The sequence below is a fragment of the Salmonella sp. 3C genome (assembly GCF_025426275.1).
Classification (GTDB): Bacteria; Pseudomonadota; Gammaproteobacteria; order Enterobacterales; family Enterobacteriaceae; genus Salmonella; species Salmonella enterica.
On record NZ_CP104858.1, the window covers coordinates 1,954,971 to 1,979,508 of the forward strand.

General features: G+C 52.0%; 24 protein-coding genes and 2 pseudogenes. 18 read left to right on the plus strand and 8 right to left on the minus strand.

The window, feature by feature from the left end:
* Positions 1 to 2: 2 nt before the first annotated feature.
* Positions 3 to 686 (plus strand): oligogalacturonate-specific porin KdgM family protein, encoded by a 684-nt coding sequence (locus tag N7E69_RS09320; RefSeq protein ID WP_000378721.1) that lies wholly within the window; start codon positions 3 to 5, stop codon positions 684 to 686.
* A 157-nt stretch (positions 687 to 843) separates the two neighbouring features.
* Here N7E69_RS09320 and N7E69_RS09325 read toward each other — a convergent pair whose 3' ends face one another.
* From N7E69_RS09325 to N7E69_RS09335, 3 genes are read right to left on the minus strand one after another with little or no spacing between them, the layout of a single operon-like run.
* Complete coding sequence (locus tag N7E69_RS09325) at positions 844 to 2,151, minus strand: TRAP transporter large permease (RefSeq protein WP_000566800.1); 1,308 nt, start codon at positions 2,149 to 2,151, stop codon at positions 844 to 846.
* The gene (locus N7E69_RS09330) at positions 2,144 to 2,659 is read right to left on the minus strand and encodes a TRAP transporter small permease (protein WP_001091412.1); all 516 of its coding nucleotides are present in this window, start codon (positions 2,657 to 2,659) and stop codon (positions 2,144 to 2,146) included. The genes N7E69_RS09325 and N7E69_RS09330 overlap by 8 nt, the downstream gene beginning before the upstream one ends.
* 18 nt (positions 2,660 to 2,677) lie before the next feature.
* Positions 2,678 to 3,661 carry a TRAP transporter substrate-binding protein gene (locus N7E69_RS09335; protein ID WP_000812820.1) on the minus strand — a complete coding sequence of 328 codons (984 nt, stop codon included), beginning with the start codon at positions 3,659 to 3,661 and terminating at the stop codon, positions 2,678 to 2,680.
* A 328-nt stretch (positions 3,662 to 3,989) separates the two neighbouring features.
* Between N7E69_RS09335 and sodA the strand changes: the two genes are divergently transcribed.
* The 3 genes from sodA to N7E69_RS09350 all read left to right on the plus strand — a co-directional run bounded on the left by sodA (position 3,990) and on the right by N7E69_RS09350 (position 5,776).
* Positions 3,990 to 4,610, plus strand: coding sequence for a superoxide dismutase [Mn] (gene sodA / locus N7E69_RS09340; RefSeq protein ID WP_000122632.1), 621 nt, complete (start codon positions 3,990 to 3,992; stop codon positions 4,608 to 4,610).
* A gap of 69 nt (positions 4,611 to 4,679) precedes the next feature.
* Complete coding sequence (yiiM, locus tag N7E69_RS09345) at positions 4,680 to 5,369, plus strand: 6-hydroxyaminopurine reductase (RefSeq protein WP_000559229.1); 690 nt, start codon at positions 4,680 to 4,682, stop codon at positions 5,367 to 5,369.
* An 11-nt stretch (positions 5,370 to 5,380) separates the two neighbouring features.
* Entirely contained in the window at positions 5,381 to 5,776 is a 396-nt protein-coding gene (locus N7E69_RS09350) for a nuclear transport factor 2 family protein (protein WP_000133443.1), read from the plus strand.
* 50 nt (positions 5,777 to 5,826) lie between these two features.
* Here N7E69_RS09350 and cpxA read toward each other — a convergent pair whose 3' ends face one another.
* Positions 5,827 to 7,200: an envelope stress sensor histidine kinase CpxA gene (gene cpxA / locus N7E69_RS09355; RefSeq protein ID WP_000580405.1), complete on the minus strand. Its 1,374-nt coding sequence runs from the start codon at positions 7,198 to 7,200 to the stop codon at positions 5,827 to 5,829.
* Positions 7,197 to 7,895 (minus strand): envelope stress response regulator transcription factor CpxR, encoded by a 699-nt coding sequence (cpxR, locus tag N7E69_RS09360; protein ID WP_001033731.1) that lies wholly within the window; start codon positions 7,893 to 7,895, stop codon positions 7,197 to 7,199. The genes cpxA and cpxR overlap by 4 nt, the downstream gene beginning before the upstream one ends.
* 150 nt (positions 7,896 to 8,045) lie before the next feature.
* Here cpxR and cpxP point away from each other — a divergent pair, with 150 nt between their 5' ends.
* The 11 genes and pseudogenes from cpxP to N7E69_RS09415 form a co-directional block, all read left to right on the plus strand.
* Positions 8,046 to 8,546, plus strand: coding sequence for a cell-envelope stress modulator CpxP (gene cpxP / locus N7E69_RS09365; protein WP_001233463.1), 501 nt, complete (start codon positions 8,046 to 8,048; stop codon positions 8,544 to 8,546).
* Between the two features lie 147 nt (positions 8,547 to 8,693).
* Positions 8,694 to 9,596, plus strand: a complete 903-nt coding sequence (gene fieF / locus N7E69_RS09370; protein WP_001077320.1) for a CDF family cation-efflux transporter FieF — start codon at positions 8,694 to 8,696, stop codon at positions 9,594 to 9,596.
* 184 nt (positions 9,597 to 9,780) lie between these two features.
* On the plus strand, positions 9,781 to 10,743 hold the full coding sequence (gene pfkA, locus N7E69_RS09375) for a 6-phosphofructokinase (RefSeq protein ID WP_000591793.1): 963 nt from the start codon (positions 9,781 to 9,783) through the stop codon (positions 10,741 to 10,743).
* Between the two features lie 203 nt (positions 10,744 to 10,946).
* The gene (locus tag N7E69_RS09380; protein ID WP_000758718.1) at positions 10,947 to 11,936 is read left to right on the plus strand and encodes a sulfate ABC transporter substrate-binding protein; all 990 of its coding nucleotides are present in this window, start codon (positions 10,947 to 10,949) and stop codon (positions 11,934 to 11,936) included.
* 100 nt (positions 11,937 to 12,036) lie between these two features.
* A complete protein-coding gene (locus tag N7E69_RS09385; protein WP_000750762.1) occupies positions 12,037 to 12,792 on the plus strand; it encodes a CDP-diacylglycerol diphosphatase in 756 nt (251 codons plus the stop codon).
* A 263-nt stretch (positions 12,793 to 13,055) separates the two neighbouring features.
* Positions 13,056 to 14,390, plus strand: coding sequence for an MFS transporter (locus N7E69_RS09390; protein WP_000777316.1), 1,335 nt, complete (start codon positions 13,056 to 13,058; stop codon positions 14,388 to 14,390).
* A gap of 10 nt (positions 14,391 to 14,400) precedes the next feature.
* Positions 14,401 to 15,360 carry an aminoimidazole riboside kinase gene (locus N7E69_RS09395; protein ID WP_000646506.1) on the plus strand — a complete coding sequence of 320 codons (960 nt, stop codon included), beginning with the start codon at positions 14,401 to 14,403 and terminating at the stop codon, positions 15,358 to 15,360.
* A gap of 9 nt (positions 15,361 to 15,369) precedes the next feature.
* Positions 15,370 to 16,410, plus strand: a complete 1,041-nt coding sequence (locus tag N7E69_RS09400; RefSeq protein WP_000557882.1) for an ADP-ribosylglycohydrolase family protein — start codon at positions 15,370 to 15,372, stop codon at positions 16,408 to 16,410.
* Positions 16,411 to 16,472: 62 nt separating this feature from the next.
* Positions 16,473 to 17,195, plus strand: coding sequence for a GntR family transcriptional regulator (locus tag N7E69_RS09405; protein ID WP_001535809.1), 723 nt, complete (start codon positions 16,473 to 16,475; stop codon positions 17,193 to 17,195).
* Between the two features lie 97 nt (positions 17,196 to 17,292).
* Positions 17,293 to 17,418, plus strand: a pseudogene (locus tag N7E69_RS09410) (hypothetical protein); the annotation flags it as partial.
* Positions 17,419 to 17,469: 51 nt separating this feature from the next.
* Positions 17,470 to 17,610: pseudogene (locus tag N7E69_RS09415) on the plus strand (CDP-diacylglycerol diphosphatase); the annotation flags it as partial.
* An 89-nt stretch (positions 17,611 to 17,699) separates the two neighbouring features.
* On the opposite strand, the gene N7E69_RS09420 reads toward N7E69_RS09415, so the two are convergent.
* From N7E69_RS09420 to lsrR, 3 genes are all read right to left on the minus strand, one after another.
* Positions 17,700 to 18,050 carry a cupin domain-containing protein gene (locus N7E69_RS09420; protein ID WP_001173083.1) on the minus strand — a complete coding sequence of 117 codons (351 nt, stop codon included), beginning with the start codon at positions 18,048 to 18,050 and terminating at the stop codon, positions 17,700 to 17,702.
* Between the two features lie 13 nt (positions 18,051 to 18,063).
* Positions 18,064 to 19,656, minus strand: a complete 1,593-nt coding sequence (lsrK, locus tag N7E69_RS09425) for an autoinducer-2 kinase (RefSeq protein WP_000113085.1) — start codon at positions 19,654 to 19,656, stop codon at positions 18,064 to 18,066.
* Between the two features lie 86 nt (positions 19,657 to 19,742).
* The gene (lsrR, locus tag N7E69_RS09430; RefSeq protein WP_261743242.1) at positions 19,743 to 20,702 is read right to left on the minus strand and encodes a transcriptional regulator LsrR; all 960 of its coding nucleotides are present in this window, start codon (positions 20,700 to 20,702) and stop codon (positions 19,743 to 19,745) included.
* A 256-nt stretch (positions 20,703 to 20,958) separates the two neighbouring features.
* Here lsrR and lsrA point away from each other — a divergent pair, with 256 nt between their 5' ends.
* The 3 genes from lsrA to lsrD are packed head-to-tail and all read left to right on the plus strand — an operon-like array spanning position 20,959 to position 24,529.
* The gene (lsrA, locus tag N7E69_RS09435) at positions 20,959 to 22,494 is read left to right on the plus strand and encodes an autoinducer 2 ABC transporter ATP-binding protein LsrA (protein WP_001167248.1); all 1,536 of its coding nucleotides are present in this window, start codon (positions 20,959 to 20,961) and stop codon (positions 22,492 to 22,494) included.
* Positions 22,488 to 23,531 carry an autoinducer 2 ABC transporter permease LsrC gene (lsrC, locus tag N7E69_RS09440; RefSeq protein ID WP_000911134.1) on the plus strand — a complete coding sequence of 348 codons (1,044 nt, stop codon included), beginning with the start codon at positions 22,488 to 22,490 and terminating at the stop codon, positions 23,529 to 23,531. Before lsrA ends, lsrC begins: the two co-directional genes overlap by 7 nt.
* Positions 23,528 to 24,529 carry an autoinducer 2 ABC transporter permease LsrD gene (lsrD, locus tag N7E69_RS09445; protein ID WP_000981831.1) on the plus strand — a complete coding sequence of 334 codons (1,002 nt, stop codon included), beginning with the start codon at positions 23,528 to 23,530 and terminating at the stop codon, positions 24,527 to 24,529. Before lsrC ends, lsrD begins: the two co-directional genes overlap by 4 nt.
* The last annotated feature ends 9 nt before the right edge of the window (positions 24,530 to 24,538 follow it).

Sequence of the window (24,538 nt, forward strand, 5' to 3'; positions counted from 1 at the left end):
AAATGGATTCTGTTATGAGAAAATCTCTTTTCTTACTATTACCTCTTGTTGTAACAAATGCGCATGCAGTATATGTCGATGTTCGTCATGAATATCTTGATGACAGTAAAGCTAACTATGACCGTGCGTATATTTCTCATCGGTTTGCGAATGGTGTTGGTTTTGCGATAGAAGCTATCTCAAAATCAGGCGGGGATGACACCAATAAAGCGTTTAATGACCTGGAAACACAGGGCAACGAATATACGATAAGCTACCAATTTAAAACCGGTGATGTCGCCTGGCAACCGGGTTTTGTGCTGGAAACAGGCAACGGTTACTCTACCTATAAGCCTTACTTCCGCGCGACGTGGACATTAAATGAAAGCTGGTGGGTTGGTGCGCGCTATCGTTTTGAATATGTACGCCGTTCTTCTGATATCCGTGATGATGATACCATCAATCGTATGGATGTCTGGGCGGGTTATAAATGGAACAACTTTGACTGGACAATCGAAGGAATTTATAAGAAAGCCGATAAATATGATCTTTACGATGGCGGCAAAGATAACTATGAATATAACTTCAGAACTGCCTATATTATTGATCAATGGTCGCCATTCGTTGAGGTAGGTAATGTTTCCGTCAATAGCAACAGCGATGAAAGACAAACCCGTTTCCGCGTGGGTATAGGCTACACATTCTAATCATTATCCCTGTTTATTATTTATTCCCTTTTCCGGCTACTTTATAGGTAGCCGGTTTTTTTTACCTGGTGATGACCTGCGGATAATTATTATCGTGCGTTGGCCGGATAAGACGCGAATCGCCATCCGGCAACGAGATGTGCAGGAAACTATGCGCTTACATGATGCCCAGTAGACGGGGTAAGAACAGTGTGATTTCCGGAATGTAGGTAATTAATAACAGAACGCCGATAATCGCGCCGTAAAAAGGCAGCAACGGTTTAATCACTTCCTCAACTTTGACCTTACCGACGCTCGCCCCGACATATAAACCACTGCCAACTGGCGGCGTAATGGTGCCAATCGCCAGGTTATAGATCATGATAATGCCGAAATGCACCGGATCGACGCCCAGTTTAGCCATGATCGGCAGCAGAATCGGGGTAAAAATCAGAATGGCCGGACCGATATCCATAAATGCGCCGATAATCAACAAAAAGACGGTAATGACTAACAGGATAACCAGTTTATTGGCGGAAATACCGAGGATCATATCGCTCAGCGCCGCAGGAATATTGGTGATCGACATCGAGAAGGACATCGCCGAAGAGGTTGCCAGCAGGAACATGATGACCCCGGTCATTACCACTGTCTGGAGCAAAATCGAAGGCAAATCCTTAATTTTCAGCGTGCGGTAAAACACCATCGTCAGCAATAACGTATACACCACGGCAATCGCGGAGGCTTCAATGGCGGTGAAAATCCCCTGCACAATGCCGCCGACGATAATCACGATCAGTAACAGGCTGGGAATGGCCTCAACGGCAACTTTTAGCGCCATGCCTTTTTGGACGGTGAAGAAAACCCGATAATTTCGACGCTTAGCGACTACCAGCGTGACCAGCATACAGCCAACGCCCCACAGCACTCCCGCGACCAGACCGCCGGCGAACAGAGCGGCAATCGATGTTCCCCCGCTAGCCAGCGCATAAAGGATAAAAGCCGTGGTGGGCGGAATTAACATTCCCGTCGGCGCGGAGGCGATATTCACCGCGGCCGCAAAGCCGCGATCGTAACCTTCGCGCGCGCTCATCGGCACCATCACGCCGCCGATGGAGGTTGAGGCGGCAATTGCCGATCCGGAAATTGCACCGAACATCATATTGCCGACGATGTTGGTATAAGAGAGCGAGCCGGGCAGTTTGCCAGTAAACAGTTTGGCAAAATTGACCAGCCGGGCGGCAATTCCCCCGCTATTCATGATCACCCCGGACAAAACGAAGAACGGCACGGCCAGCAAGGCAAAACTGTCCAGGCTGGAGAACATTTTTTGCGCAGTGGCGAACATCGAAATATCGAAAGGCAGTACCAGCATCATGGTGCTGAAAGAGGCGATAACGATGCAGATCCCGATAGGCGCGCCCATGGCCAGTAAAACAACAAAGACGGCAATTAGCGTACAGGACGCAAAAATAGGGTCAATCATGTGATTTCTCCAGAGTGTGCTCAGTGGTATCCGTGGCGGAATGGATAGCTTTCAGGGCGTCAACGATATTCAGCAGCCCATAGAGGATGATCAGTACGCCCGCGCAGGGGAGCGCGTAATAAATTTTTCCCATCGGAATGCCCAGCGCAGGGGAGATTTGCAGCATAGAAATCGCAGAAATCTTTAAGCCGCCGATAATCAATACCCAAATGGAAAACGCGATAAAAATGACCTGCAGGATGATATTCCACCAGCCGCGAATCGTCGGCGACACCTTATCCAGTAAGATAGTCAGACTGATATGCTGTTTCTGACCGGCGACAAAAGCCATGCCCAGCATTGATACCCACACCAGGAGAAATCGCAGCATCTCTTCGGTAAGGGTGCTGGGAACGCCCAGAATGTAGCGGCTCACCACCTGCCAACAGGCGATGCCCACCATTATCGCCAGCACCAGGCAACAGATAGCGCCCAGCAATAAATCAAGTCCTTTTCTGAATGTGTTCATCTTAATTTCCTGATTAGATTAATTTTTTGCTGTCTGGATACGTTGATACAGGCCGTAAAGCCGCGGTTTGTTTTTCAGACCGTCGTAAATAGGCTGTACTGCCTTCTGGAAGGGTTTTTTGTCGATCTCGTAGAATTCAACGTTGAAATCTTTTACCGCCGCCAGCCTGGTTTTCTCTATTTCCTTGTCCCATGCGGCTTTCTCAAATTCGATCGACGCCTTGATGGCGGCTTCGACGATGCGCTGCTGTTCCGGCGTCAGCTTTTCCAGCGTGAGGGTACTCATTAACAGGATATCGGGAATGCGGGTGTGCATATCGTAGGTGTAATAGCGGGCGACTTCGCCGTGGCGGGCGATGGTGAGAGCGAACTCATTGTTTTCCGCGCCGTCGAGAATGCCTTGTTGTAACGAGGTATAGACCTCCGCCTGGCTCATGGCGATAGGCGAAGCGCCCAGCAGTTTGAGGGTTTGGATCGCCGTCTCACTCTGCATGACGCGGATCTTTTTCCCGCGTAAATCCTCAATGCGTTTAACCGGCGCTTTGCTCATATAAAAATTACGCGCACCGGAATCATACCAGCCTACGCCGATAAACCCCTGCGCGGCGGTGGACTGATAAACAGGCTCCATCACCTGTGGGTTATCCATTACGCGGTAGTATTCCTCGACGGTGGCAAACAGGTAGGGAAGTGAGAACACGCCGTACTCAGGCGAAAAACTCTCCATCAGCCCGGACGACACTTTAGTGATGTCGACGACGCCGACCTGCGTCAACTCCACCAGTTCGCGCTCGCCGCCAAGCTGTCCGTCCGGGAAGTACTGTACTTTGATATCGCCGCCCGTTTTCTCTTCAACTTGCTGCCCCAGGAAGTGCAACGCATCTTTTACCGGCTGGCTATTTTCAGCGTAGGCCAGGCGCAAAATGGTTTCGCCGTGGGAGAAGAAAGAGAGTGTGGAGAGTAAGGCCAACGTAGCCAGACGTATAAAACCAGGTTGCTTCATAATTCCCTAGCAATTGTAATAATTTACCGGGAATGTAATTGCATGGTGAAATTATAACCTTCTTGATTTTGCCACCGCTGACAAAAATTGGCACCAAAAGAAAGATTTTGAAACCCTGTTTCACATTTCATGATTTCCAGGAATTCATCAACAGGCGGTTTCGGTTGGAGGCGTAAAAATCGGTTTTTTTCAGCGGATGCCGTAACGTTTATAACCCTGGAAAAAGTACGGCATTGATAATCATTTTCAATATCATTTAATTAACTATAATGAACCAACTGCTTACGCGGCGTTAACACTGTGCCGCTCGACAATAATGGAGATGATTATGAGTTATACACTGCCATCCCTGCCGTACGCTTATGATGCACTGGAACCGCACTTCGATAAGCAGACGATGGAGATTCACCACACCAAACACCATCAAACCTATGTCAACAACGCTAACGCGGCGCTGGAAAACCTGCCTGAGTTTGCTGACCTGCCGGTTGAAGAACTGATTACTAAACTGGACCAGGTGCCAGCGGACAAAAAAACCGTGCTGCGTAACAACGCCGGCGGTCACGCTAACCACAGCCTGTTCTGGAAAGGACTGAAAAAAGGCACCACTCTGCAGGGCGATCTGAAAGCGGCTATCGAGCGTGACTTCGGTTCCGTTGACAACTTCAAAGCTGAATTCGAAAAAGCAGCAGCAACCCGTTTCGGCTCCGGCTGGGCGTGGCTGGTGCTGAAAGGCGACAAACTGGCTGTGGTTTCTACCGCAAACCAGGATTCCCCGCTGATGGGTGAAGCCATTTCCGGCGCTTCCGGCTTCCCGATCCTGGGTCTGGACGTGTGGGAACACGCTTACTATCTGAAATTCCAGAACCGCCGCCCGGACTACATCAAAGAGTTCTGGAACGTGGTGAACTGGGACGAAGCAGCAGCGCGTTTCGCCGCTAAAAAATAATTTGCATTGCACGTCTGTAGAAGCGAGTCTGATGACTCGCTTTTTTTGTATCCGCGTAAGGAGCAGCAGATGCATTATCCGGTTGACGTGTTTATTGGCAAAATTCGTGACTATGACGGCAGCCGCCCGAGCGCTATCGCCAAGGTGCAAATCGACGGCGAACTCATGCTGACCGAGCTCGGTCTGGCAGGCGATCAGCAGGCCGAAAAGAAAATCCACGGCGGCCCCGACCGCGCGCTATGCCATTACCCCCGCGAACACTATGCTGATTGGATTCGCCAGTTCCCCGAGCAGGCGACGCTGTTTTGCGCCCCGGCGTTTGGCGAGAATCTGTCGACGAACGGAATGACCGAACACAACGTGTTTATTGGCGACATCTACCGCTGGGGCGAGGCGTTGATCCAGGTCACTCAGCCGCGCTCTCCATGCTTTAAACTTAATTTCCACTTTGCCATCAGCGACATGGCCCTCCTTATGCAGAACAGCGGAAAAACCGGCTGGCTGTATCGGGTCATTGCGCCAGGTAAGGTCTCCAGCGATGCGCCGCTGGAACTGGCGTCGCGTCTGAGCGATGTCTCGGTTCATGAAGCGGGTGTTATCGCCTGGTCTATGCCGTTTGATGACGAACAATATCACCGGCTGTTGAGCGCCGCCGGGCTGTCGGCGAGCTGGAGCCGCACCATGCAAAAGCGTCGTTTGAGCGGCAAAATTGAAGATAGCGCCAGACGACTGTGGGGGGATAAAACTCCGCCAAAATGAAAGGAAGGATTATGACTGAAGCTGAAAATGCGGTGGCGATCGTAAAAGAATTTTTGGTGGCCTCGATGATTCCCGATGCTGAACGCGCCGCAACGTATATGCACCCGGAGGTGAAAATTACCTTCACCGGAGGCCGGGCGATGGCGGGCGCGGCAGATATCGCGCAGTTTAACGGCGCTCGCTACAAGTGGGTGAAGAAGGCGCTGGGCGAGTTTGATGCGGTGCAGCATGATCATTACGTTGTGATTTATTCCAACGGTACGCTGTATGGGGAATGGCCCGACGGTCGCCCGTTTGCCGGTAATCGCTTTATCGATCGTTTCGAAGTGCGCGATGGCAAAATTACCCGGATGGACGTGTGGAACGACAGCGCCGAGTGGATTCTGGCGCCGGAAATCTCCCGGTAAATCTCGACGGCGAGATAAAAAATCGGCCTGCATTCGCAGGCCGATGGTTTTTAGGTTCGCTTGTACAGCGGTAGCCACAGCGTGAGCCGCAACCCACCCAGCGGGCTATCGTCAGCCTTAACCCAGCCGCGGTGCTGCTGCATGGCGCTTTCGACAATCGCCAGCCCCAGTCCGGTGCCGCCAGACTCGCGGTCGCGCGCCTCATCAGTGCGATAGAACGGACGGAAGATCTGCTCGCGGTCTTCAGGGCTGACGCCCGGCCCGTCGTCATCGACCGTGATCGTAATACCGTCTTTATCCACCGAGAAGCCGACTTTAATCTTCGTATGTGAATAGCGCAGCGCATTACGAACTATATTTTCCAGCGCGCTTTCCAGCGCGTTTGGGTTGCCATAGAGCGGCCACGGCCCTGGCGGATAATTTACCGTTAACGACTTGCCCATCTGTTCGGCTTCAAAGGCGGCGTTATCCAGCACTTCGCCCCATAGCTGATTGGCTTTCATCGTTTCGCTGACCAGCGCGTTTTTCTGTTGGTTACGCGACATCACCAGCAGGTCATTGATCATGCTGTCCAGACGCTGCGCTTCGGTTTCAATACGCTCCAGCTCTTTGCTTTCGCCGCCACGACGACGCAGCAGCGCGGTACCCAGTTGCAGGCGCGTAAGGGGCGTTCGCAGCTCATGGGAGATGTCTGACAGCAAACGCTGCTGCGAGGTCATCATCCGTTCCAGCGCCGTCACCATCTGGTTAAAACTGGCGCCAGCGGCGAGGAACTCCTGCGGACCCGCCTCCAGCTCCGGATGCTGACGCAGGTTGCCTTGCGCCACTTCATCAGCCGCGTTTTTCAACTTACGCGCCGGTTTCGCCAGACTCCATGCCAGCCATAGCAAGAGCGGCGAACTGACCAGCATCGTGACAATGAGCAACAGAAGCGGGCGGTCAAACAGCAGATTAATAAAATCGGATTGCGAACTGCTGGCCGGTCGAATCAGGTAAAGCTGGTAATTATCCTCTCCGTCGCGAACGGAGAACGGCCCCACCATCTCTACGCGGCCATATTTTTTCTTCTGCGGATGATCGGCGTTATCCGCCTGACCAATGAAGTTACGAATGATCTGCATTTCGCTGCGTTCAGCGCCGATCACGCGTCCTTCAGAGGTCACCAGTAATAACCGCTGTCCAGGCGGCGCCCACTTATCGATCGCGCGGAACAGGCGACGCCACCACATCAGGTCGTTGGGCGGATCGTTCGCAAGTTCAGCTTCTACATGTTGCTCTATCATCAATCCCTGGCGCTGCTCGCTGTCCAGCAGCTCGGTCATCTGGCGTGAATCGAGCTTGGGCAACATCAGTACCAGCATTAGCACCAGCGCCAGCGTCAACCAGAAGATGGCGAAGATGCGCGCGGTTAAACTTCCTATCATGAAGCGGAAACCATCAGATAGCCGCGACCACGCAATGTTTTAAACCACGGGTGACCGTCTTTGCGTTCCGGCAGTTTGCGGCGCAGGTTAGAAATATGCATATCAATGGCGCGATCGAACGGCGTCAGGCGCTTACCCAGCACTTCCTGGCTTAAATGTTCACGGGAAACCACCTGGCCGAGGTGTTGCGCCAGCAAATAGAGCAGGGTGAATTCCGTACCGGTCAGCTCCAGCGTTTGGCCATCGAAACTGGCTTCCTGGCGGCCCGGATTAAGGCTTAGCGCATCGACTTCCAGCGTCGGCGAGCCGTTGTCGCTGCTCTGCTGCTGTTCGCTCCAGTGGGAACGGCGCAAAATAGCCCTGATGCGCGCTACCAGCTCGCGGTCGTTAAACGGTTTGGGCAAATAGTCGTCCGCGCCCAGCTCAAGGCCGAGAACGCGATCCAGCTCGCTGCCGCGCGCGGTCAGCATAATGACAGGCGTCTGGTGTGTCTGGCGAAGCGCTTTCAACGTATCGATACCGTTTTTCTTCGGCATCATGACGTCAAGCAAAAGTAAATCGATGCTGTCATCCAAAAGCTCAAGCGCCTGCTCGCCGTCGTGGGCCACCAGGACATTAAAACCTTCCATTTCGAGGAGCTCTTTTAACAGGGAAGTCAGCTCTCGGTCATCATCAACTAACAGGATTTTATTCATTGTTTACGTACCTCCGAGGCAGAAATTACGTCATCAGGCGTCGCTAATCCATGACTTTACGTTGTTTTACACCCCCTGACGCATGTTTGCAGCCCGAATCGTAAACTGTCTCTCGTTGAATCGCGACAGAAAAGATTTTGGGAGCAAGCGATGCGCAAAGTTACCGCTGCTGTTATGGCCTCAACGCTGGCATTCAGTTTTTTAAGCCACGCAGCTGAAGTTGTTACAAGCGATAACTGGCACCCCGGTGACGGGGCCACGCAGCGTAGCGCGCAAAATCATATGTTTGACGGCATAAGTTTAACCGAACATCAGCGTCAGCAGATGCGAGATCTTATGCAACAGGCAAGGCACGAACAGCCTCCTGTTAATGTTAGCGAAATGGAGACAATGCATCGGCTTGTCACCGCAGAAAAATTTGATGAAAGCGCTGTGCGCGCTCAGGCAGAAAAAATGGCGCAAGAGCAGGTTGCCCGCCAGGTCGAAATGGCCCGCGTGCGTAACCAGATGTATCGCCTGTTAACGCCGGAGCAGCAAGCGGTTTTGAATGAAAAGCATCAGCAACGAATGGAGCAACTGCGCGACGTGGCGCAATGGCAAAAAAGTTCATCGTTGAAATTATTGAGTAGTAGCAACTCACGTTCCCAGTAACAACCCTGTTTTCCTTGCCATAGACACCATCCCTGTCTTCCCCCACATGATGTGGGGGTTTTTTTTATCTCCAGTTTGTCATTCTGTTATTAGCTTACTGTTTTAAACCATCCGTTATACTACCGGCAGAAGATAGCGGGAGTATTTATGAATCAAACCTATGGACGGCTGGTTAGCCGGGCGGCTATCGCGGCAACAGCGATGGCATCAGCGTTACTTTTGATCAAAATTTTTGCGTGGTGGTATACGGGATCGGTGAGTATTCTGGCGGCGTTGGTGGACTCGCTGGTGGATATTGCCGCGTCATTGACGAATTTGTTGGTCGTGCGTTATTCGCTGCAACCCGCAGATGATGAACACACGTTTGGGCACGGTAAAGCGGAGTCGCTGGCGGCGCTGGCGCAAAGTATGTTTATTTCCGGTTCGGCGTTGTTTCTGTTTTTGACCAGTATTCAGAATCTGATTAAGCCGACGCCAATGAACGACCCCGGCGTGGGGATTGGCGTTACCGTCATCGCTCTGATATGCACTATTATACTGGTCACGTTTCAGCGCTGGGTGGTACGCAAGACCCAAAGTCAGGCGGTACGGGCGGATATGCTTCATTATCAGTCTGATGTTATGATGAACGGAGCGATTCTTATCGCGCTGGGGTTATCCTGGTACGGTTGGCATCGTGCGGATGCCCTGTTTGCGTTAGGTATCGGCATCTATATTTTGTATAGCGCGTTACGTATGGGGTATGAGGCGGTGCAGTCATTATTGGATCGCGCGCTGCCCGATGCGGAACGACAGGAAATTATTGATATCGTGACGTCATGGCCGGGAGTCAGCGGCGCGCACGATCTCCGCACGCGGCAGTCAGGGCCGACTCGCTTTATTCAGATTCATTTGGAAATGGAAGATAATCTGCCGCTCGTTCAGGCGCATTTTGTGGCTGACCAGGTAGAGCAGGCGATTTTACAGCGTTTTCCGGGTTCAGATGTCATTATTCATCAGGATCCCTGTTCAGTCGTTCCCAGGGAAGGCAGGAAGTTCGAGCTTGTATAATTGATTGTTAAAAAGTGAGCCAGGCCAGCATTTTGTGTATAAATTACCGCCATTTGGCCTGACCTGAATCAATTCAGCAGGAAGGGATTGTTATACTATCTGTATATTCGTTGGATCGTTTCGAAGTGCGAAATCGGCTTCCGGCAATAGATTTCATTTTGCATTCCAAAGTTCAGAGGTAGTCATGATTAAGAAAATCGGTGTGTTGACAAGCGGCGGTGATGCGCCGGGCATGAACGCGGCAATCCGCGGTGTTGTGCGCGCAGCGTTGACGGAAGGGCTGGAAGTCATGGGCATTTATGACGGCTATCTGGGCCTGTATGAAGATCGTATGGTTCAGCTTGACCGTTACAGCGTATCTGACATGATCAACCGTGGCGGTACTTTCCTCGGTTCTGCCCGTTTCCCGGAATTCCGTGACGAAAATATTCGCGCTGTCGCGATCGAAAACCTGAAAAAACGCGGTATCGATGCGCTGGTAGTTATTGGCGGCGACGGTTCTTATATGGGTGCAAAACGTCTGACTGAAATGGGCTTCCCGTGCATCGGTCTGCCAGGCACTATCGATAACGACATCAAAGGCACCGACTACACTATCGGCTATTTCACTGCTCTCGGCACTGTAGTGGAAGCGATTGACCGTCTGCGTGACACCTCCTCTTCTCACCAGCGTATCTCTATCGTTGAGGTGATGGGCCGTTATTGCGGCGACCTGACGTTGGCGGCGGCTATTGCTGGCGGCTGTGAGTTTATCGTGGTGCCGGAAGTTGAATTTAATCGCGAAGATCTGGTGGCCGAAATCAAAGCCGGGATCGCGAAAGGGAAAAAACACGCTATCGTCGCTATTACTGAGCATATGTGCGATGTTGACGAACTGGCGCACTTTATTGAAAAAGAAACGGGCCGTGAGACGCGTGCGACGGTGCTCGGCCACATTCAGCGCGGTGGTTCCCCGGTACCTTACGATCGCATTCTGGCTTCCCGTATGGGCGCGTATGCTATTGACCTGCTGCTGGAAGGCCATGGCGGTCGTTGTGTCGGTATCCAGAACGAGCAGCTTGTTCATCATGACATCATCGATGCGATTGAAAACATGAAGCGTCCGTTCAAAAGCGACTGGATGGAGTGCGCGAAAAAACTGTACTGATTGTTTTTGCGCGCCTGATGGCGCTACGCTTATCAGGCCTACAGGTTGCAGAAACGTGTAGGCCGGATTAGGCGCTAGCCGCCATCCGGCAATCCCTCAGATTTATTCCTCGAAGTTATAGCCAATCTTTTTTTATTCTTTAATGTTTGGATCTCTTTCTGGCACGCTTTGCTCATCACAACACAACATAAGCGAGTCGGGCGATGAAAAAGTGGGGCGTGGGGTTCACATTATTGCTGGCGTCAACCAGCATTCTGGCAAGGGATATTCAGTTACTTAACGTATCATACGATCCAACGCGTGAGCTGTACGAGCAGTACAACAAAGCGTTTAGCGCGCACTGGAAGCAGGAAACCGGCGACAACGTCGTGATCCGTCAATCGCACGGCGGTTCGGGTAAACAGGCGACTTCCGTTATTAACGGCATTGAAGCCGATGTCGTGACGCTGGCGCTGGCTTACGATGTGGACGCTATTGCGGAACGTGGTCGTATCGATAAAAACTGGATCAAGCGTCTGCCGGATAACTCAGCACCTTACACCTCCACCATCGTTTTCCTGGTCCGCAAAGGCAATCCAAAACAAATTCATGACTGGAATGATCTGATTAAACCCGGTGTGTCGGTGATTACGCCAAACCCGAAAAGCTCCGGCGGCGCACGCTGGAACTATCTGGCGGCATGGGGCTACGCCCTGCACCACAACAATAACGATCAGGCCAAAGCGCAGGACTTTGTCAAAGCCCTGTTTAAAAACGTTGAAGTGCTGGACTCCGGCGCGCGCGGCTCAACCAATACTTTCGTTGAACGCGGTATCGGTGATGTGCTGATTGCCTGGGAAAACGAAGCGCTACTGGCGACGAATGAACTGGGTAAAGATAAATTCGAGATAGTGACCCCGAGTGAATCTATTCTCGCAGAGCCGACCGTGTCCGTGGTGGATAAAGTCGTTGAGAAGAAAGGGACGAATGCGGTGGCGGAAGCGTATCTGAAGTATCTCTACTCGCCGGAAGGGCAGGAGATAGCAGCGAAAAACTTCTACCGTCCGCGCGATGCTGACGTGGCGAAAAAATACGACGATGCGTTTCCGAAGCTGAAGCTGTTCACCATTGACGAGGTGTTTGGCGGCTGGGCGAAGGCGCAAAAAGATCACTTCGCTAATGGCGGTACGTTCGACCAAATTAGCAAACGCTAAACCGTTTATAAACCCGGTAACGTATTATGTTACCGGGTTTTTTCTTTGCCACAATTTTGCGTTACTCTTCCCCGTCTATGGGTCACAGGGAACGCATATCATGAAAAAAACAGGCTACTTTTTACTGGCGGTGATAGTGATTGTCGCCGCGGCGGGCGTCGGTTACTGGAAATTTTCCGGCAATCCTGATGCATTACGGGAAATCGTGCTTGAACAATGCCTGCCCGATCAGTTACAGCATCAAAACCCAGCGCCTTGCGCGGAAGTCAAACCTCGCGCCGGCTATGTCGTCTTTAAAGATCGTCACGGTCCGTTGCAATATTTATTGATGCCCACCTACCGTATCAACGGTACAGAAAGCCCGCTATTGCTGGAACCCGCTACGCCCAACTTTTTCTGGCTGGCCTGGCAGGCTCGCGGCTATATGAGTAAAAAATACGGGCATGATATTCCGGATAGCGCGGTCTCGCTGGCGATTAATTCGCGGCTTGGTCGTTCACAGGACCATTTGCATATCCATATTTCTTGCATCCGTCCTGACGTTCGGGAACAACTGGATAACGATCTCACGCGCATCAGCACTCGCTGGCTTCCGCTGCCGGGTGGCCTGATGGGGCATGAATACCTGGCGCGCCGGGTAACTGAGAGCGAACTGGCGCAGCGTAGTCCGTTTATGATGCTGGCGGAAGAGGTGCCGGAAGCGCGCGATCATATGGGACGCTATGCGCTGGCGGTGGTACGCCAAAGCGACGACTCTTTTGTCCTGCTGGCGACCGAGCGTAACCTGCTGACGCTTAATCGCGCATCGGCGGAAGAGATTCAGGACCATAGTTGCGCCATTTTGTCTTCCCGCTGATTTTCGTTACACCCCCCTGCTCATTATCTTATTGATTCTTATCCCGGTTTAAAACTGGGGTAAGATCGTGTCTATAAAAATATGTGAAACCCATCAAAAGATATAAAGGTATACCTTTATATCTTTTGATGGTTCGTTACACTCTCTTCATAGCCTCCATAGATTGTCTGGTGGATGGCTTATATAAAAACGTTTTTATTTCATGTAGTGACATCATTAATTGTTCACCAGATTTGCGCTGCTAAGCGTAAAGGAATATCAACATGAAACTTTCTATTGTGGAAAAAATCGGCTTCGGCGCGGGAGATATGGCGATAAACGTTGTGATTATCGCCATGCAGCTGCTCCTCGCCTATTTCTATACCGATATCTACGGCCTGAGCGCCGCTGATGTTGGCGTACTGTTTGTGGTTGTGCGGATGATTGATGCCATTATCGATCCGGCCATGGGGGTTCTTACCGATAAACTGAACACGCGCTGGGGGCGTTATCGCCCGTGGCTGCTGTGGTTTGCTATTCCTTTTGGTTTCGCCGTGTATTTGATGTTTATTACGCCTGACATGGCTTATATGGCCAAGCTGGCGTGGGCCTATGGCACCTATATTCTTATGACCCTGGTCTATACTGCGATCACCATTCCCTATATTTCGATGATTGGCGTCATTACCAGCGACCCCGTCGAACGGTTAAGCGCCAACGGCTATCGTTTTGTGATGACCAAGATTGCCGCTTTCCTGGTGACTATCGTCGTACCGATGCTTGCCGTCTGGCTGGGGCAGGGCAACAAGGCGCTGGGTTACCAGTTTTCGATGGGGCTGATGGGGGCGATGGGCGCCTTGCTGTTTATCTTCTGTTTTCTTACCACGCGTGAACGCAGCGAGCCGGAAATTACGTCGTTATCGGTGGGGAAACAGTTTAAATATCTGTTACGCAACGATCAGTGGATTATTCTCGGCGTTGTTATTCTGCTGCTGATGTGCGGTTATGTTATTCGCGGTTCCGTTGCCGCTTATTACGCCAAGTATTATCTGAACGGCGGAGATAGTCTGATTTCACCCTTCCTGACTACCGGCGTCGTTGCCTCTATTTTAGCGATGATCGCTACCACCTGGATAACCAAGTTCTGGGACAAAATTAAGATGTTCCGCTACACCCAGATTATTACCTTTATCCTGAGCGCGCTGATGTATTTCTCCGTCGGGCGTGAAAATCTTATCCTGGCGTTTGCGTTCTATTTTCTTATTAATTTCTTCTGCGATATGCAAATGCCGGTGTTCTGGTCCTCTATCGCCGAAGCGGTGGATTACGGAGAAAAGAAAACCGGTCTGCGCGTTTCCGGGTTGGCGTTTGGCGGCATCCTCTTCTTCCAGAAGTTTGGGATGGGGATCGCGGGCGGGATACTCGGATTCCTGCTGAGCCACTTTGGCTATCAGGCCGATGTTGAACAGACCGCACGTTCGCTCACCGGTATTGCGCTGATGATGACGCTCATTCCTGCTCTGTTCCACCTTGCGGTTGGGCTGCTTATGAAAAAGTATCTGATTAACAACGAATATTATCGTGATATTCAGCTCGCCCTGGCGCAGAAACAGGCATAAGGAGGCGCAAATGAAGGCCATGAATAAGGTTTGGGTTATCGGCGATGCCTCCGTTGATCTGGTGCCGGAAAAACAGAACAGCTATCTGAAATGCCCCGGCGGAGCGTCGGCGAACGTGGGGGTATGCGTTGCCAGGCTGGGCGGAGAGTGCGGTTTTATTGGCTGTCTTGGCGACGATGACGCCGGTCGCTTCCTGCGCCAGGTTTTTCAGGATAACGGCGTGGATGTCACGTTTCTACGCATGGATCCGGCCCTGACCAGCGCGGTGCTGATCGTCAACCTGACGGCTGATGGGGAGCGCAGCTTTACCTATCTGGTACATCCGGGGGCTGATATCTACGTTTCGCCGCAGGACCTGCCGCCGTTCAGGCAGTACGAATGGTTTTACTTCAGTTCAATTGGCCTCACCGACAGTCCCGCTCGCGAAGCATGTCTGGAAGGGGCGAGACGCATGCGAGAAGCCGGTGGCTACGTGTTATTCGACGTCAACTTACGCAGCAAGATGTGGCGCAATACCGATGAAATCCCTGACCTGATCGCCCGGTCCGCCGCACTGGCTTCTATCTGCAAAGTCTCGGCAGATGAGCTGTGCCAGCTCAGCGGGGCCAGTCACTGGCAGGATGCGCGTTATTACCTGCGCGATCTAGGCTGTGACACCACGATCATTTCGCTGGGGGCCGATGGCGCGCTGTTGATTACCGCCGAGGGGGAGTTCCATTTTCCCGCATCACGCGTCGATGTCGTCGATACCACTGGGGCAGGCGATGCTTTTGTCGGCGGCCTGCTGTTCACCCTTTCCCGCGCAAATTGCTGGAACCATGCCCTGCTGGCGGAGGCTATCAGCAATGCCAACGCCTGCGGCGCCATGGCGGTAACGGCAAAGGGCGCAATGACCGCTTTACCGTTTCCCGACCAGCTAAACACTTTTCTTTCCAGCCATTCGCTGGCACAAGCCATGACCGTGAAATAAGGAGTCATCATGCACGTTGATCAAAACAAAATACTGGGATGCCTGGTGGGCGCCGCCGCCGCGGACGCGATGGGAGCCGCGACGGAAGTACGCACCCAGCAGCAAATAAAAGACTATTTTGGCGGCTGGGTGACGACCTTTCAAAAACCGCCAGCGGACACGTTTGGCCGCTGCAACGAAGCGGGGATGTGCACGGATGATTTTATTCAGGCGAAGTACATCATGGATGCGCTGCTGCGCCATCAACGCCAGGTCAGCGACGAGGCGATGCGCGAGGCTTTTCAGCAGTGGCTGGATTACCCGTACTACGCCAACTTTACCGGCCCGACGACGCGTGCGGCAATGAAGGCAATATTCAATGATAACCGCGCCTCTTTACAGGGTGAGCTGGAAGGCGAGAAACAGTCGGTACAGATTATTAATAAGGGTAACGCGGAGGCAACGAACGGCGCCGCCATGAAGATTTGGCCAGCGGCGGTGCTGCACCCGGGTGATATTGACGCGGCGATTGACTGCGCGCTGCAGATTTGCCGTTTTACGCATAATAACGTGCTGGCGATGTCCGGCGCAGCGGCGATGGCGGCGGCAACCAGCGAGGCGTTAAGAGCGCAGACCAATGCAGACAGCATTATTGCCGCCGGTATTTACGGTGCGCAAAGGGGCTATCTGCTGGCGCAGGAGCAAGGGGCGATGATGGTGGCAGGTCCTTCCGTTGCCCGACGCATTGAACTGGCCGTAGATATCGGTAAACGTCATCGCCATTGGGAAACGGCGGTGGTGGAACTTGCTGATATTATTGGCTCCGGGCTGCACGTGAGTGAAGCGGTGCCGGCGGCCTTTGGCCTGTTCGCGTGTTGTCCGAATTCTGCCGTAGATGCTATTATCTCCGGCGTTAATATCGGCAATGATACTGATACTGTCGCCACCATGGTCGGGGCGATTTCCGGCGCATTCCATGGCGTGGAGGCTTTTCCCGCCGATTATTTAACGACTTTGGATCGTATGAATCATTTCGATTTGGCAGAACTGGCCAGGCAAATCGCAGGGTAGCGACTTCACCCTGCCGGGGACGGTAAAACGTCCCCTGCTGGCGAAGACGTGAGGTGCGCAGCTTGCAGGTTGATAAAACGAGCTTTACTCCGCTTTATAAGCAACTATTTTTTATCATCTGTCAGCAGATCCAAAATGGATCCCTGCCTTTAGGCAGCCAGCTGCCGACGCAAAAAGAGATTGCCAGAGCCTACAACGTCTCGCTGATTGTGGTTAAACAGGCCTGGAGCGAATTAATCAATGCGGGTATTATTTCCTCCCAGCGCGGGAGTGGTTCGGTGGTGTGCTCGGTACCGGAAGGCGTGAGCTACGGGCACACGTTTCGCGGTATTACCCGCGATCTCCAGGACGCCAGCGTGGCGATTGAGAACCGTATTCTGGAAATCGCGCCGCGCCGCGCGCGCGACGCTCAGGCAGACGGCTTGAGCCTGCCCGCACAGCATCACTATCTCTATATTTCGCGTATTCGTTGCCTGAATAACCGTCCGTTTAACCATGAAAAGATCTATCTCGATCTTAGCTTCTTTCCCGATCTGCAACTTACACCGCAGGCGCTGGAGCATACGTCGCTTTATTCGTTATTAAACGTCACAAGCGACTCGGCGATAGAAAAAGTTGAGGCGATTTTACCTTCCGCTGACCTGTGCGAAAAATTGCAAATCGCCGCCAATAAACCGCTGTTATCCGTCGCCAGACAGACGTTTCAGGCCGGGAAGGACAGCCCTTTTGAGTATTGCCGCTATTACGTGCTGTCTGAATACTTTGGTGAAATTCATTATCACTGATCTGTCCACTTAATCCTGCGATAACCCCACTATATCTGGCGTTTACCTGCCTGACTGTCCGTCGTATTCTTGCTGAAAAAATCGTCAGGAGACAGGTATGTCGCTCTGGTTGTCCCATCCTCTGTTCCTCCCGTCCATCATCGTTGGCGTTACTATCCTTCTGTGGGCGACTTCGCTACTGCCGGAGTTTATGACCGCACTGCTATTTTTTGCTGCTGTGGTGGCGATGGGACCAGGGAAAGTTCCTGCGCGGGCGGGGATGCTGTGATGTATCGCGCTGGCGGTGGTACGCCAAAGCGATGGCTCTTTTGTCTTGCTGGCGACCGAGCGTAATTTACTGATCTTCAATCGCGCTTCTGCCGAGGAAATTCAGGATCATCAGTGTGATATCTTGAACCAACAGGTCATCAAATGACAGCTTGATATTGCATTAACGAATGCCGTTTGGAGGCCGGACAAGGCTCTTGTGGCGCTATCCGGCAAAATCTGGCGATGGCGCGGGCGTTACCAGGCCGGTGGATCTGCGGGGTGGCTGTCATTTTCCAGATGCGGCGATTTAATAAACACGCCTTTCCAGGGTTTATCGCCGTTATTAATGAGATAATGCGCCTCCCCAGGTTCGCACTGTAAAACATCTCCAGTTTGCAGGATATGAGGTGTTCCTTCCAGATACAGGCACACTTCACCGCTTAGGGTATAAAAAACCTCACAAGCGGTATTATGGCGATGGTTAGGGAATGACTGCCCTGGTTGTAGTATGACGACGCCCATATCGCAGCCCGGCCCACGGATTAAGTATTTAGGGCCATTATCGCCAAAGCGGTATTCATGATTCTTCTCATTCGTTTTTTGCATGCTTATTCTCCTGTTACAGGCCTGGCGCTTTCCAGAGGGATGTCGTTAAGCCACCATCGACCAGCGCGCGTTGATCCTGATAAACGGCCTGCCATTTTTCTCTGGCCTGCTGGTAGACAGCGAAATTTTCAGGATTAGGTTTATGCTCCCGATCCCAGCGCACTAGCTTTTCTCCCGTTTCCGCCAGCGATGGCCAGACACCCACGCCAACGCCTGCGGCAATAGCGCACCCTAGCGCGGTAGCTTCTTTGACGACAGGTACGTGAACGGTGAGTCCCGTAACGTCGGCAAGGATTTGGCTCCATAATTTGCCTTTAGATCCTCCGCCGGCAAAAACCAGCGAGTCGGCCTGTACGCCGGAAAACGCGGCAATTTGCTGTAAATTGCAGGCGGAAACAATGGCGGCATTCTCTTCCAGCGCGCGAAATAGGGTCGCTTTATTACACTTTTCAGGATCGATAGACAGATTGATAAACGACGGCGCGGCATGGTACCAGCGTTTAAAACGCATAACGTCAGAGAAGATGGGCATCACACCGTACGCGCCGGGAGGCACCCGGCTGGCCATATCTTCCAGCAGGGAATACGCATCAATACCTAACCTTTCAGCGATTAGTTTTTCCTCGGCGCAAAAGGCGTCGCGGAACCAACGCATCGTTAACCCAGTAAAAAAGCTAATAGACTCGGTTTGTACCATACCGGGGATCACATGAGGATTGATGCGAACGTTCATGTTTGGGTCGGTGACCGGCGCGGGAAGATTGACGACCTGTTGCCAGAAGGTTCCGCCCAGCACGGCCGTTTGCGCCGGGCGTACGACGCCCAGCCCCAGACAGCCTAACTGCACATCGCCGCCGCCAACGATGACCGGCGTACCCGCTTGCAGGTCGCACTGTTCAGCCGCTTTCTGTGAAATGTGACCGAGCAGCGTCCCGGTTTCTTTTACCGGCGAGAGAATGTCAGAACGCAGGCCCGCCATCTGTAACAGACTACGTTTCCAGTTGCGGGTCACCAGATCCAATAACCCCGTCGTGCCTGCGTTGGAGGGATCGACCGCCAGTTCGCCGCTGAGCATAAAGGCCATCCAGTCGCTGATCATAGTGACGGTTGACGCGCGATGATAAATATCCGGACGATGGTGGGCAAGCCAGAGCAGACGCGGAATAGCGCTGAGCGCCAGCGTTTGCCCGGAGCAACGATAAACTTCCTCCTCAAAGGTGTTATCGTGCAGCTCTTTTAATTCACTGACTTCGTGCGCCGCGCGGGCGTCAACATTAGCGCAGGCCCAAATTGGTTCGCCGTTACTGTCATAAATAACAATGCCTTCACGCATCGAGCAGGCCGATACGGCAGCGATAGCCGTTGCAGGGATGGCGGCTTTCTGTAGTGCCTGACGGATACACTGGCAAGCCAGTTGCCAGTTTTTGGCAAGATCAAACTCCATCGAACCAGGCACATCCGGCACGGCCAGATGCTGCCATTCCGCTTGACCGACAGCTATTTGCTTTCCTTGTAGATCAAAAATTACTGCTCTGACGCTACCGGTACCGGCGTCAAGAGCCATCAGGTAATGTCCTGATTCAGTATGGGTACAGAGTCGAGCCATTTTTTTACCCTCGGCTATTTTTACATCGTTACATAAAATCCTGTCAGTTATTGTTTATTGAATTGAGGTAAGTGTTATTTTATTTGTTATTTTTCAATAAGTTGAATTATTTTCCCTGCGGTTTTCTGATCGGTAACCAGCGCATTGATATAGTTACCGCGCATAGCGGCAATAATAGCTTCTGCTTTTTGTTCGCCGCCGGCGACGCCAATCACGGTTGGGATCGTGGAAAGTGAATTTAACTTCAGGCCAATTAATTCGTTATGGATTTTGATGTCTGGAATAATTTCGCCATGAGCATCAAAAAAATAGCCCAGAATATCGCCTACTGCGCCTTTGCGGCCAATCATGAGTTGTTCACCCTGAGTGATATAACCGGATTTTAAGATACTGGCTTGATCTTTCTGGTTAATTGCCCCAATCCCCACGATGGCGGCATCGGCAGCTTGCGCTGTGAGCATCACATCCCGCACGCTATTTTCATTGCGCAGCGTGCAGGCAATTTCCTGCGATGATGCGCGCAGCGGCGCGGGCATAATACTTACGCTACAAGCGGCATCAAGCTGGCCTATTCCGGTCATATACGGCCCCACGCCGCCGGATAACGTGACCAGTCGGGTTTGTTGCGCCGAGATAAATCCGCTGAGGCGTTTTAATGTGGTCATCGTGGCTTCGCCAAAGCCGACGGCCAGCAGTTGCTGTGGCCGCAGAGACTCCATCAACATATGGGCGGCGCCGATTCCTAAGCGCAGACCAATATCGGCATCGGGTAATGCCGGCAGCACGCGGATATTCTGCAATGCGAAGTGGTTGCGCAAGGCATTTTCATACTCAAGACACCCTTCAAAGCGGGAGTTGATTTGTACGCGAATAATACCGGACTGATGCCCTTTCTCCAGCAGACGAGAAACCTTTAGCCGGGTTAGCCCCAGACGCTCGCTGATTTCACTCTGCGTCAATCCATCGTGATAGTAGAACCAGGCAATACGCGCCACCTGCTCTTCTTCGCACATTCCATAATCAGATACCAACGTATTATCGCTCATTGTCATAACCTGGCTTTTACTTTGAACATTTCTAAATCATTAACACAATTGTTCAGTTATCACTCCGAAATAACCGTGATTAACGCCACAAAAACGCGCCAAATCTGAACATTTATCATCTAAAAATTCATTTATTCATAAAACGTGATCTGGATGAGAGTTTTTTAACCAAATAACTACTACCGTTTTGAACAATTTCTTTTTCAAAAAACATTTGTTCAGTCCCGTCAGTCAACATTGAGGGAGCGGAGGCAACATGCAAATCAGTCACAATACTGCATCCCCTCTGATTTGTGTGCAGAACATTTATAAAAGTTATTCCGGCGTCGAAGTACTAAAGGGAATTGACTTTACTCTGCATGCGGGAGAGGTGCACGCATTGCTTGGCGGCAATGGTGCGGGTAAATCAACATTAATGAAGATTATTGCCGGTATAGTCCCGCCAGATGGAGGGACTATCGATATTGCTGGTGTGCGTTGCAGTCATTTAACGCCTCTGAAGGCGCACCAGTATGGCATTTACCTGGTTCCCCAGGAGCCTCTGTTATTTCCGAGTTTATCTGTGCGGGAAAATATCTTGTTTGGCTTGCAGGGACGTCAGGCCTCCACGGAAAAAATGCAGCAGCTATTAAAGGCGATGGGATGCCAACTCGATCCGGCGAGCGCTGCGGGTACGCTTGATGTTGCAGACCGCCAGATCGTTGAAATTATGCGCGGCTTGATGCGCGACTCGCGAATCTTAATTCTTGATGAGCCCACGGCGTCGTTAACGCCAGCCGAAACTGACCGGTTATTTACGCGTCTGCAAGAGTTGCTGAAAAAGGGTGTCGGAATTGTATTTATTTCTCATAAGCTACCAGAAATTAGACAGTTAGCTCACTGCGTTAGCGTGATGCGTGACGGTAAAATCGCATTATTCGGAAAAACGCATGACCTTTCTACCGACGAGATTATTCAAGCTATCACCCCGGCAACGCAGGGCGTCAGTCTTTCCGCGAATCAAAAGTTGTGGCTGGAATTGCCTGGCAGCCGCCCGCAGAACGAACGTGGTGCGACGGTATTAGCGCTGGAGTCACTGACGGGCGAAGGTTTTATGAATATCAACCTTGAGGTGCGGGCAGGCGAAATCCTTGGTCTGGCCGGGTTGGTCGGCGCGGGACGCACAGAACTGGCTGAAACGCTGTACGGTATTAGACCGGTCAATGCGGGGCGGATGCTGTTCAATGGCGAAGAAATTAACGCCCTGACAACCCAACAGCGGTTGCAGCTCGGCCTGGTCTATTTGCCGGAAGATCGGCAGTCATCCGGGCTGTATCTTGACGCTTCCCTGGCATGGAATGTCTGTTCGCTGACCCACAACCAAAAAGGATTTTGGATAAAGCCCCAGCGGGATAACGCCACCCTTGAACGTTACCACCGCGCGTTAAATATCAAACTCAATAATGCCGAACAGGCGGCGCGTACTTTATCCGGCGGTAACCAGCAAAAAGTATTGATTGCCAAATGCCTGGAAGCCTCTCCGCAATTACTGATTGTCGATGAACCGACCCGCGGTGTCGATGTCTCCGCCCGCAGCGATATTTATCAGCTGTTGCGCAGTATCGCGCAACAAAATGTCGCGGTGCTGTTTATTTCCTCCGATCTGGAAGAGATAGAGCAGATGGCCGATCGCGTATATGTCATGCACCAGGGGGAACTGGGGGGGCCTGCGTTATGCGGCGAGGAAATTAACGTTGATACCATCATGCACGTTGCGTTTGGCGAACATGGTGCGTCGGAGGCAACATGTTGAAATTCATCCAAAATAACCGGGAAGCGACGGCACTGCTGGCAATAGTCTGTTTATTCGTGTTTCCTGGCGCGCTGGATAGCCAGTATTTGAGCGTGCAAACGCTGACAATGGTTTTCAGTAGCGCGCAAATTTTGATGCTGTTGGCGATTGGCGCGACGATGGTAATGCTCACCCGCAATATTGATGTATCGGTGGGCTCGACGACAGGCATGTGCGCGGTATTGCTGGGAGTGATGTTAAACGCCGGCTATAGCCTGCCGGTCGCCTGCCTGGCCACACTAATATTAGGAATTGTCGCCGGATTTTTTAATGGCGTACTGGTTGCCTGGTTGAAGATACCCGCCATTGTCGCCACGCTGGGAACGCTGGGCTTGTATCGTGGGATCATGCTGCTATGGACAGGGGGGAAATGGATTGAAGGATTACCCGCAGGCTTAAAGCAACTCTCTGCTCCGGTGTTTCTGGGAATTTCCGCAATCGGCTGGTTTACCCTGGTGTTAGCGCTGCTTATGGCCTGGCTCCTGGCGAAAACCGCCTTTGGCCGCAATTTTTACGCCACCGGCGATAACCTGCAGGGCGCCCGGCAATTGGGTGTCCGTACCGAGATGGTACGCATCATGGCATTTTCACTTAATGGCGGTATGGCGGCATTGGCTGGAATCGTGTTTGCCTCGCAGATTGGCTTCATTCCCAATCAAACCGGCACGGGGCTGGAAATGAAAGCCATCGCGGCCTGCGTATTGGGGGGAATTAGCCTGTTAGGCGGGTCAGGCACGGTCATCGGCGCTATTCTCGGCGCTTATTTTCTTACGCAAATCGATAGTGTGTTAGTGCTGCTGCGCATCCCCGCCTGGTGGAACGATTTTATTGCTGGCCTGGTATTGTTGGGCGTACTGGTATTCGATGGGCGGCTGCGTTGCGCATTACAACGCAATCTGCGCCGCCAGAAATATGCCCGTTTTATATCACCACCCACTCCACTACAGACGGAAGCAAAAACGCACGCACAACAGAATAAAAACAAAGAGGTGGCATGATGAATCCATGGCGACGCTATAGCTGGGAAATTGCGCTGGCAGCCTTATTGATCTTTGAAATTCTGGCTTTCGGTGTGATTAATCCACGTTTATTAGATATTAATGTCTTACTTTTTAGCACTAGCGATTTTATTTGTATCGGTATTGTCGCTTTGCCGCTAACAATGGTTATTGTCAGCGGTGGTATGGATATTTCATTTGGTTCTACAATCGGGCTATGCGCGATTACCCTAGGTGTGCTGTTTCAGCTCGGTATGCCGCTACCTTTAGCGATTATTATTACCCTACTACTCGGCGCAATATGTGGGCTGATAAATGCCGGACTTATTATTTATACCGGCGTAAACCCGTTGGTGATTACCCTGGGAACCATGTATTTATTTGGTGGTAGCGCATTATTGTTATCTGGTATGGCTGGCGCCACAGGTTATGAAGGTATTGGTGGATTTCCCACAGCGTTCACTGATTTTGCCAATATTTCATTTCTTGGTATTCCCATGCCGCTTATTTTTTTTCTTGTGTGCTGTCTGTTTTTCTGGCTGCTCATGCATCGCACGCATATGGGACGCAACGTTTTCCTGATTGGCCAGAGCGCCCGTGTCGCGCAGTACAGCGCGATCCCGGTGAATCGCACGTTGTATACCGTGTATGCCATGACCGGATGCGCCTCCGCTATCGCCGCCGTATTACTGGTTTCTTACTTTGGCTCCGCACGTTCGGATCTGGGCGCCTCTTTCCTGATGCCGGCCATTACGGCGGTTGTGCTGGGAGGCGCCAATATTTATGGCGGCTCCGGGTCGATTATGGGGTCCGCGTTGGCGGCGCTGCTGGTGGGATTTTTACAGCAGGGGCTACAGATGGCCGGAGTGCCGAATCAAATTTCCAGCGCATTGTCCGGTGCGCTTCTCATTGTTGTTGTCGTTGGTCGTTCCGTCAGTTTGCATCGTCACCAAATCCTTGAATGGTACTCACGCCGTCGCAATGCGCATCAGGCATGATTTCCTTTT

Coding starts and splice junctions, on each gene's coding strand:
- cpxR (WP_001033731.1), bottom strand. CDS start 7,895: ATGAATAAAATCCTGTTAGTTGATGATGACCGAGAGCTGACTTCCCTG.
- N7E69_RS09350 (WP_000133443.1), top strand. CDS start 5,381: ATGACTGAAGCTGAAAATGCGGTGGCGATCGTAAAAGAATTTTTGGTG.
- lsrK (WP_000113085.1), bottom strand. CDS start 19,656: ATGGCTCGACTCTGTACCCATACTGAATCAGGACATTACCTGATGGCT.
- N7E69_RS09400 (WP_000557882.1), top strand. CDS start 15,370: ATGCACGTTGATCAAAACAAAATACTGGGATGCCTGGTGGGCGCCGCC.
- N7E69_RS09330 (WP_001091412.1), bottom strand. CDS start 2,659: ATGAACACATTCAGAAAAGGACTTGATTTATTGCTGGGCGCTATCTGT.
- N7E69_RS09420 (WP_001173083.1), bottom strand. CDS start 18,050: ATGCAAAAAACGAATGAGAAGAATCATGAATACCGCTTTGGCGATAAT.
- N7E69_RS09320 (WP_000378721.1), top strand. CDS start 3: ATGGATTCTGTTATGAGAAAATCTCTTTTCTTACTATTACCTCTTGTT.
- N7E69_RS09385 (WP_000750762.1), top strand. CDS start 12,037: ATGAAAAAAACAGGCTACTTTTTACTGGCGGTGATAGTGATTGTCGCC.
- lsrA (WP_001167248.1), top strand. CDS start 20,959: ATGCAAATCAGTCACAATACTGCATCCCCTCTGATTTGTGTGCAGAAC.
- cpxA (WP_000580405.1), bottom strand. CDS start 7,200: ATGATAGGAAGTTTAACCGCGCGCATCTTCGCCATCTTCTGGTTGACG.
- N7E69_RS09325 (WP_000566800.1), bottom strand. CDS start 2,151: ATGATTGACCCTATTTTTGCGTCCTGTACGCTAATTGCCGTCTTTGTT.
- lsrD (WP_000981831.1), top strand. CDS start 23,528: ATGATGAATCCATGGCGACGCTATAGCTGGGAAATTGCGCTGGCAGCC.
- fieF (WP_001077320.1), top strand. CDS start 8,694: ATGAATCAAACCTATGGACGGCTGGTTAGCCGGGCGGCTATCGCGGCA.
- pfkA (WP_000591793.1), top strand. CDS start 9,781: ATGATTAAGAAAATCGGTGTGTTGACAAGCGGCGGTGATGCGCCGGGC.
- sodA (WP_000122632.1), top strand. CDS start 3,990: ATGAGTTATACACTGCCATCCCTGCCGTACGCTTATGATGCACTGGAA.
- cpxP (WP_001233463.1), top strand. CDS start 8,046: ATGCGCAAAGTTACCGCTGCTGTTATGGCCTCAACGCTGGCATTCAGT.
- lsrR (WP_261743242.1), bottom strand. CDS start 20,702: ATGAGCGATAATACGTTGGTATCTGATTATGGAATGTGCGAAGAAGAG.
- N7E69_RS09395 (WP_000646506.1), top strand. CDS start 14,401: ATGAAGGCCATGAATAAGGTTTGGGTTATCGGCGATGCCTCCGTTGAT.
- N7E69_RS09380 (WP_000758718.1), top strand. CDS start 10,947: ATGAAAAAGTGGGGCGTGGGGTTCACATTATTGCTGGCGTCAACCAGC.
- yiiM (WP_000559229.1), top strand. CDS start 4,680: ATGCATTATCCGGTTGACGTGTTTATTGGCAAAATTCGTGACTATGAC.
- N7E69_RS09390 (WP_000777316.1), top strand. CDS start 13,056: ATGAAACTTTCTATTGTGGAAAAAATCGGCTTCGGCGCGGGAGATATG.
- lsrC (WP_000911134.1), top strand. CDS start 22,488: ATGTTGAAATTCATCCAAAATAACCGGGAAGCGACGGCACTGCTGGCA.
- N7E69_RS09335 (WP_000812820.1), bottom strand. CDS start 3,661: ATGAAGCAACCTGGTTTTATACGTCTGGCTACGTTGGCCTTACTCTCC.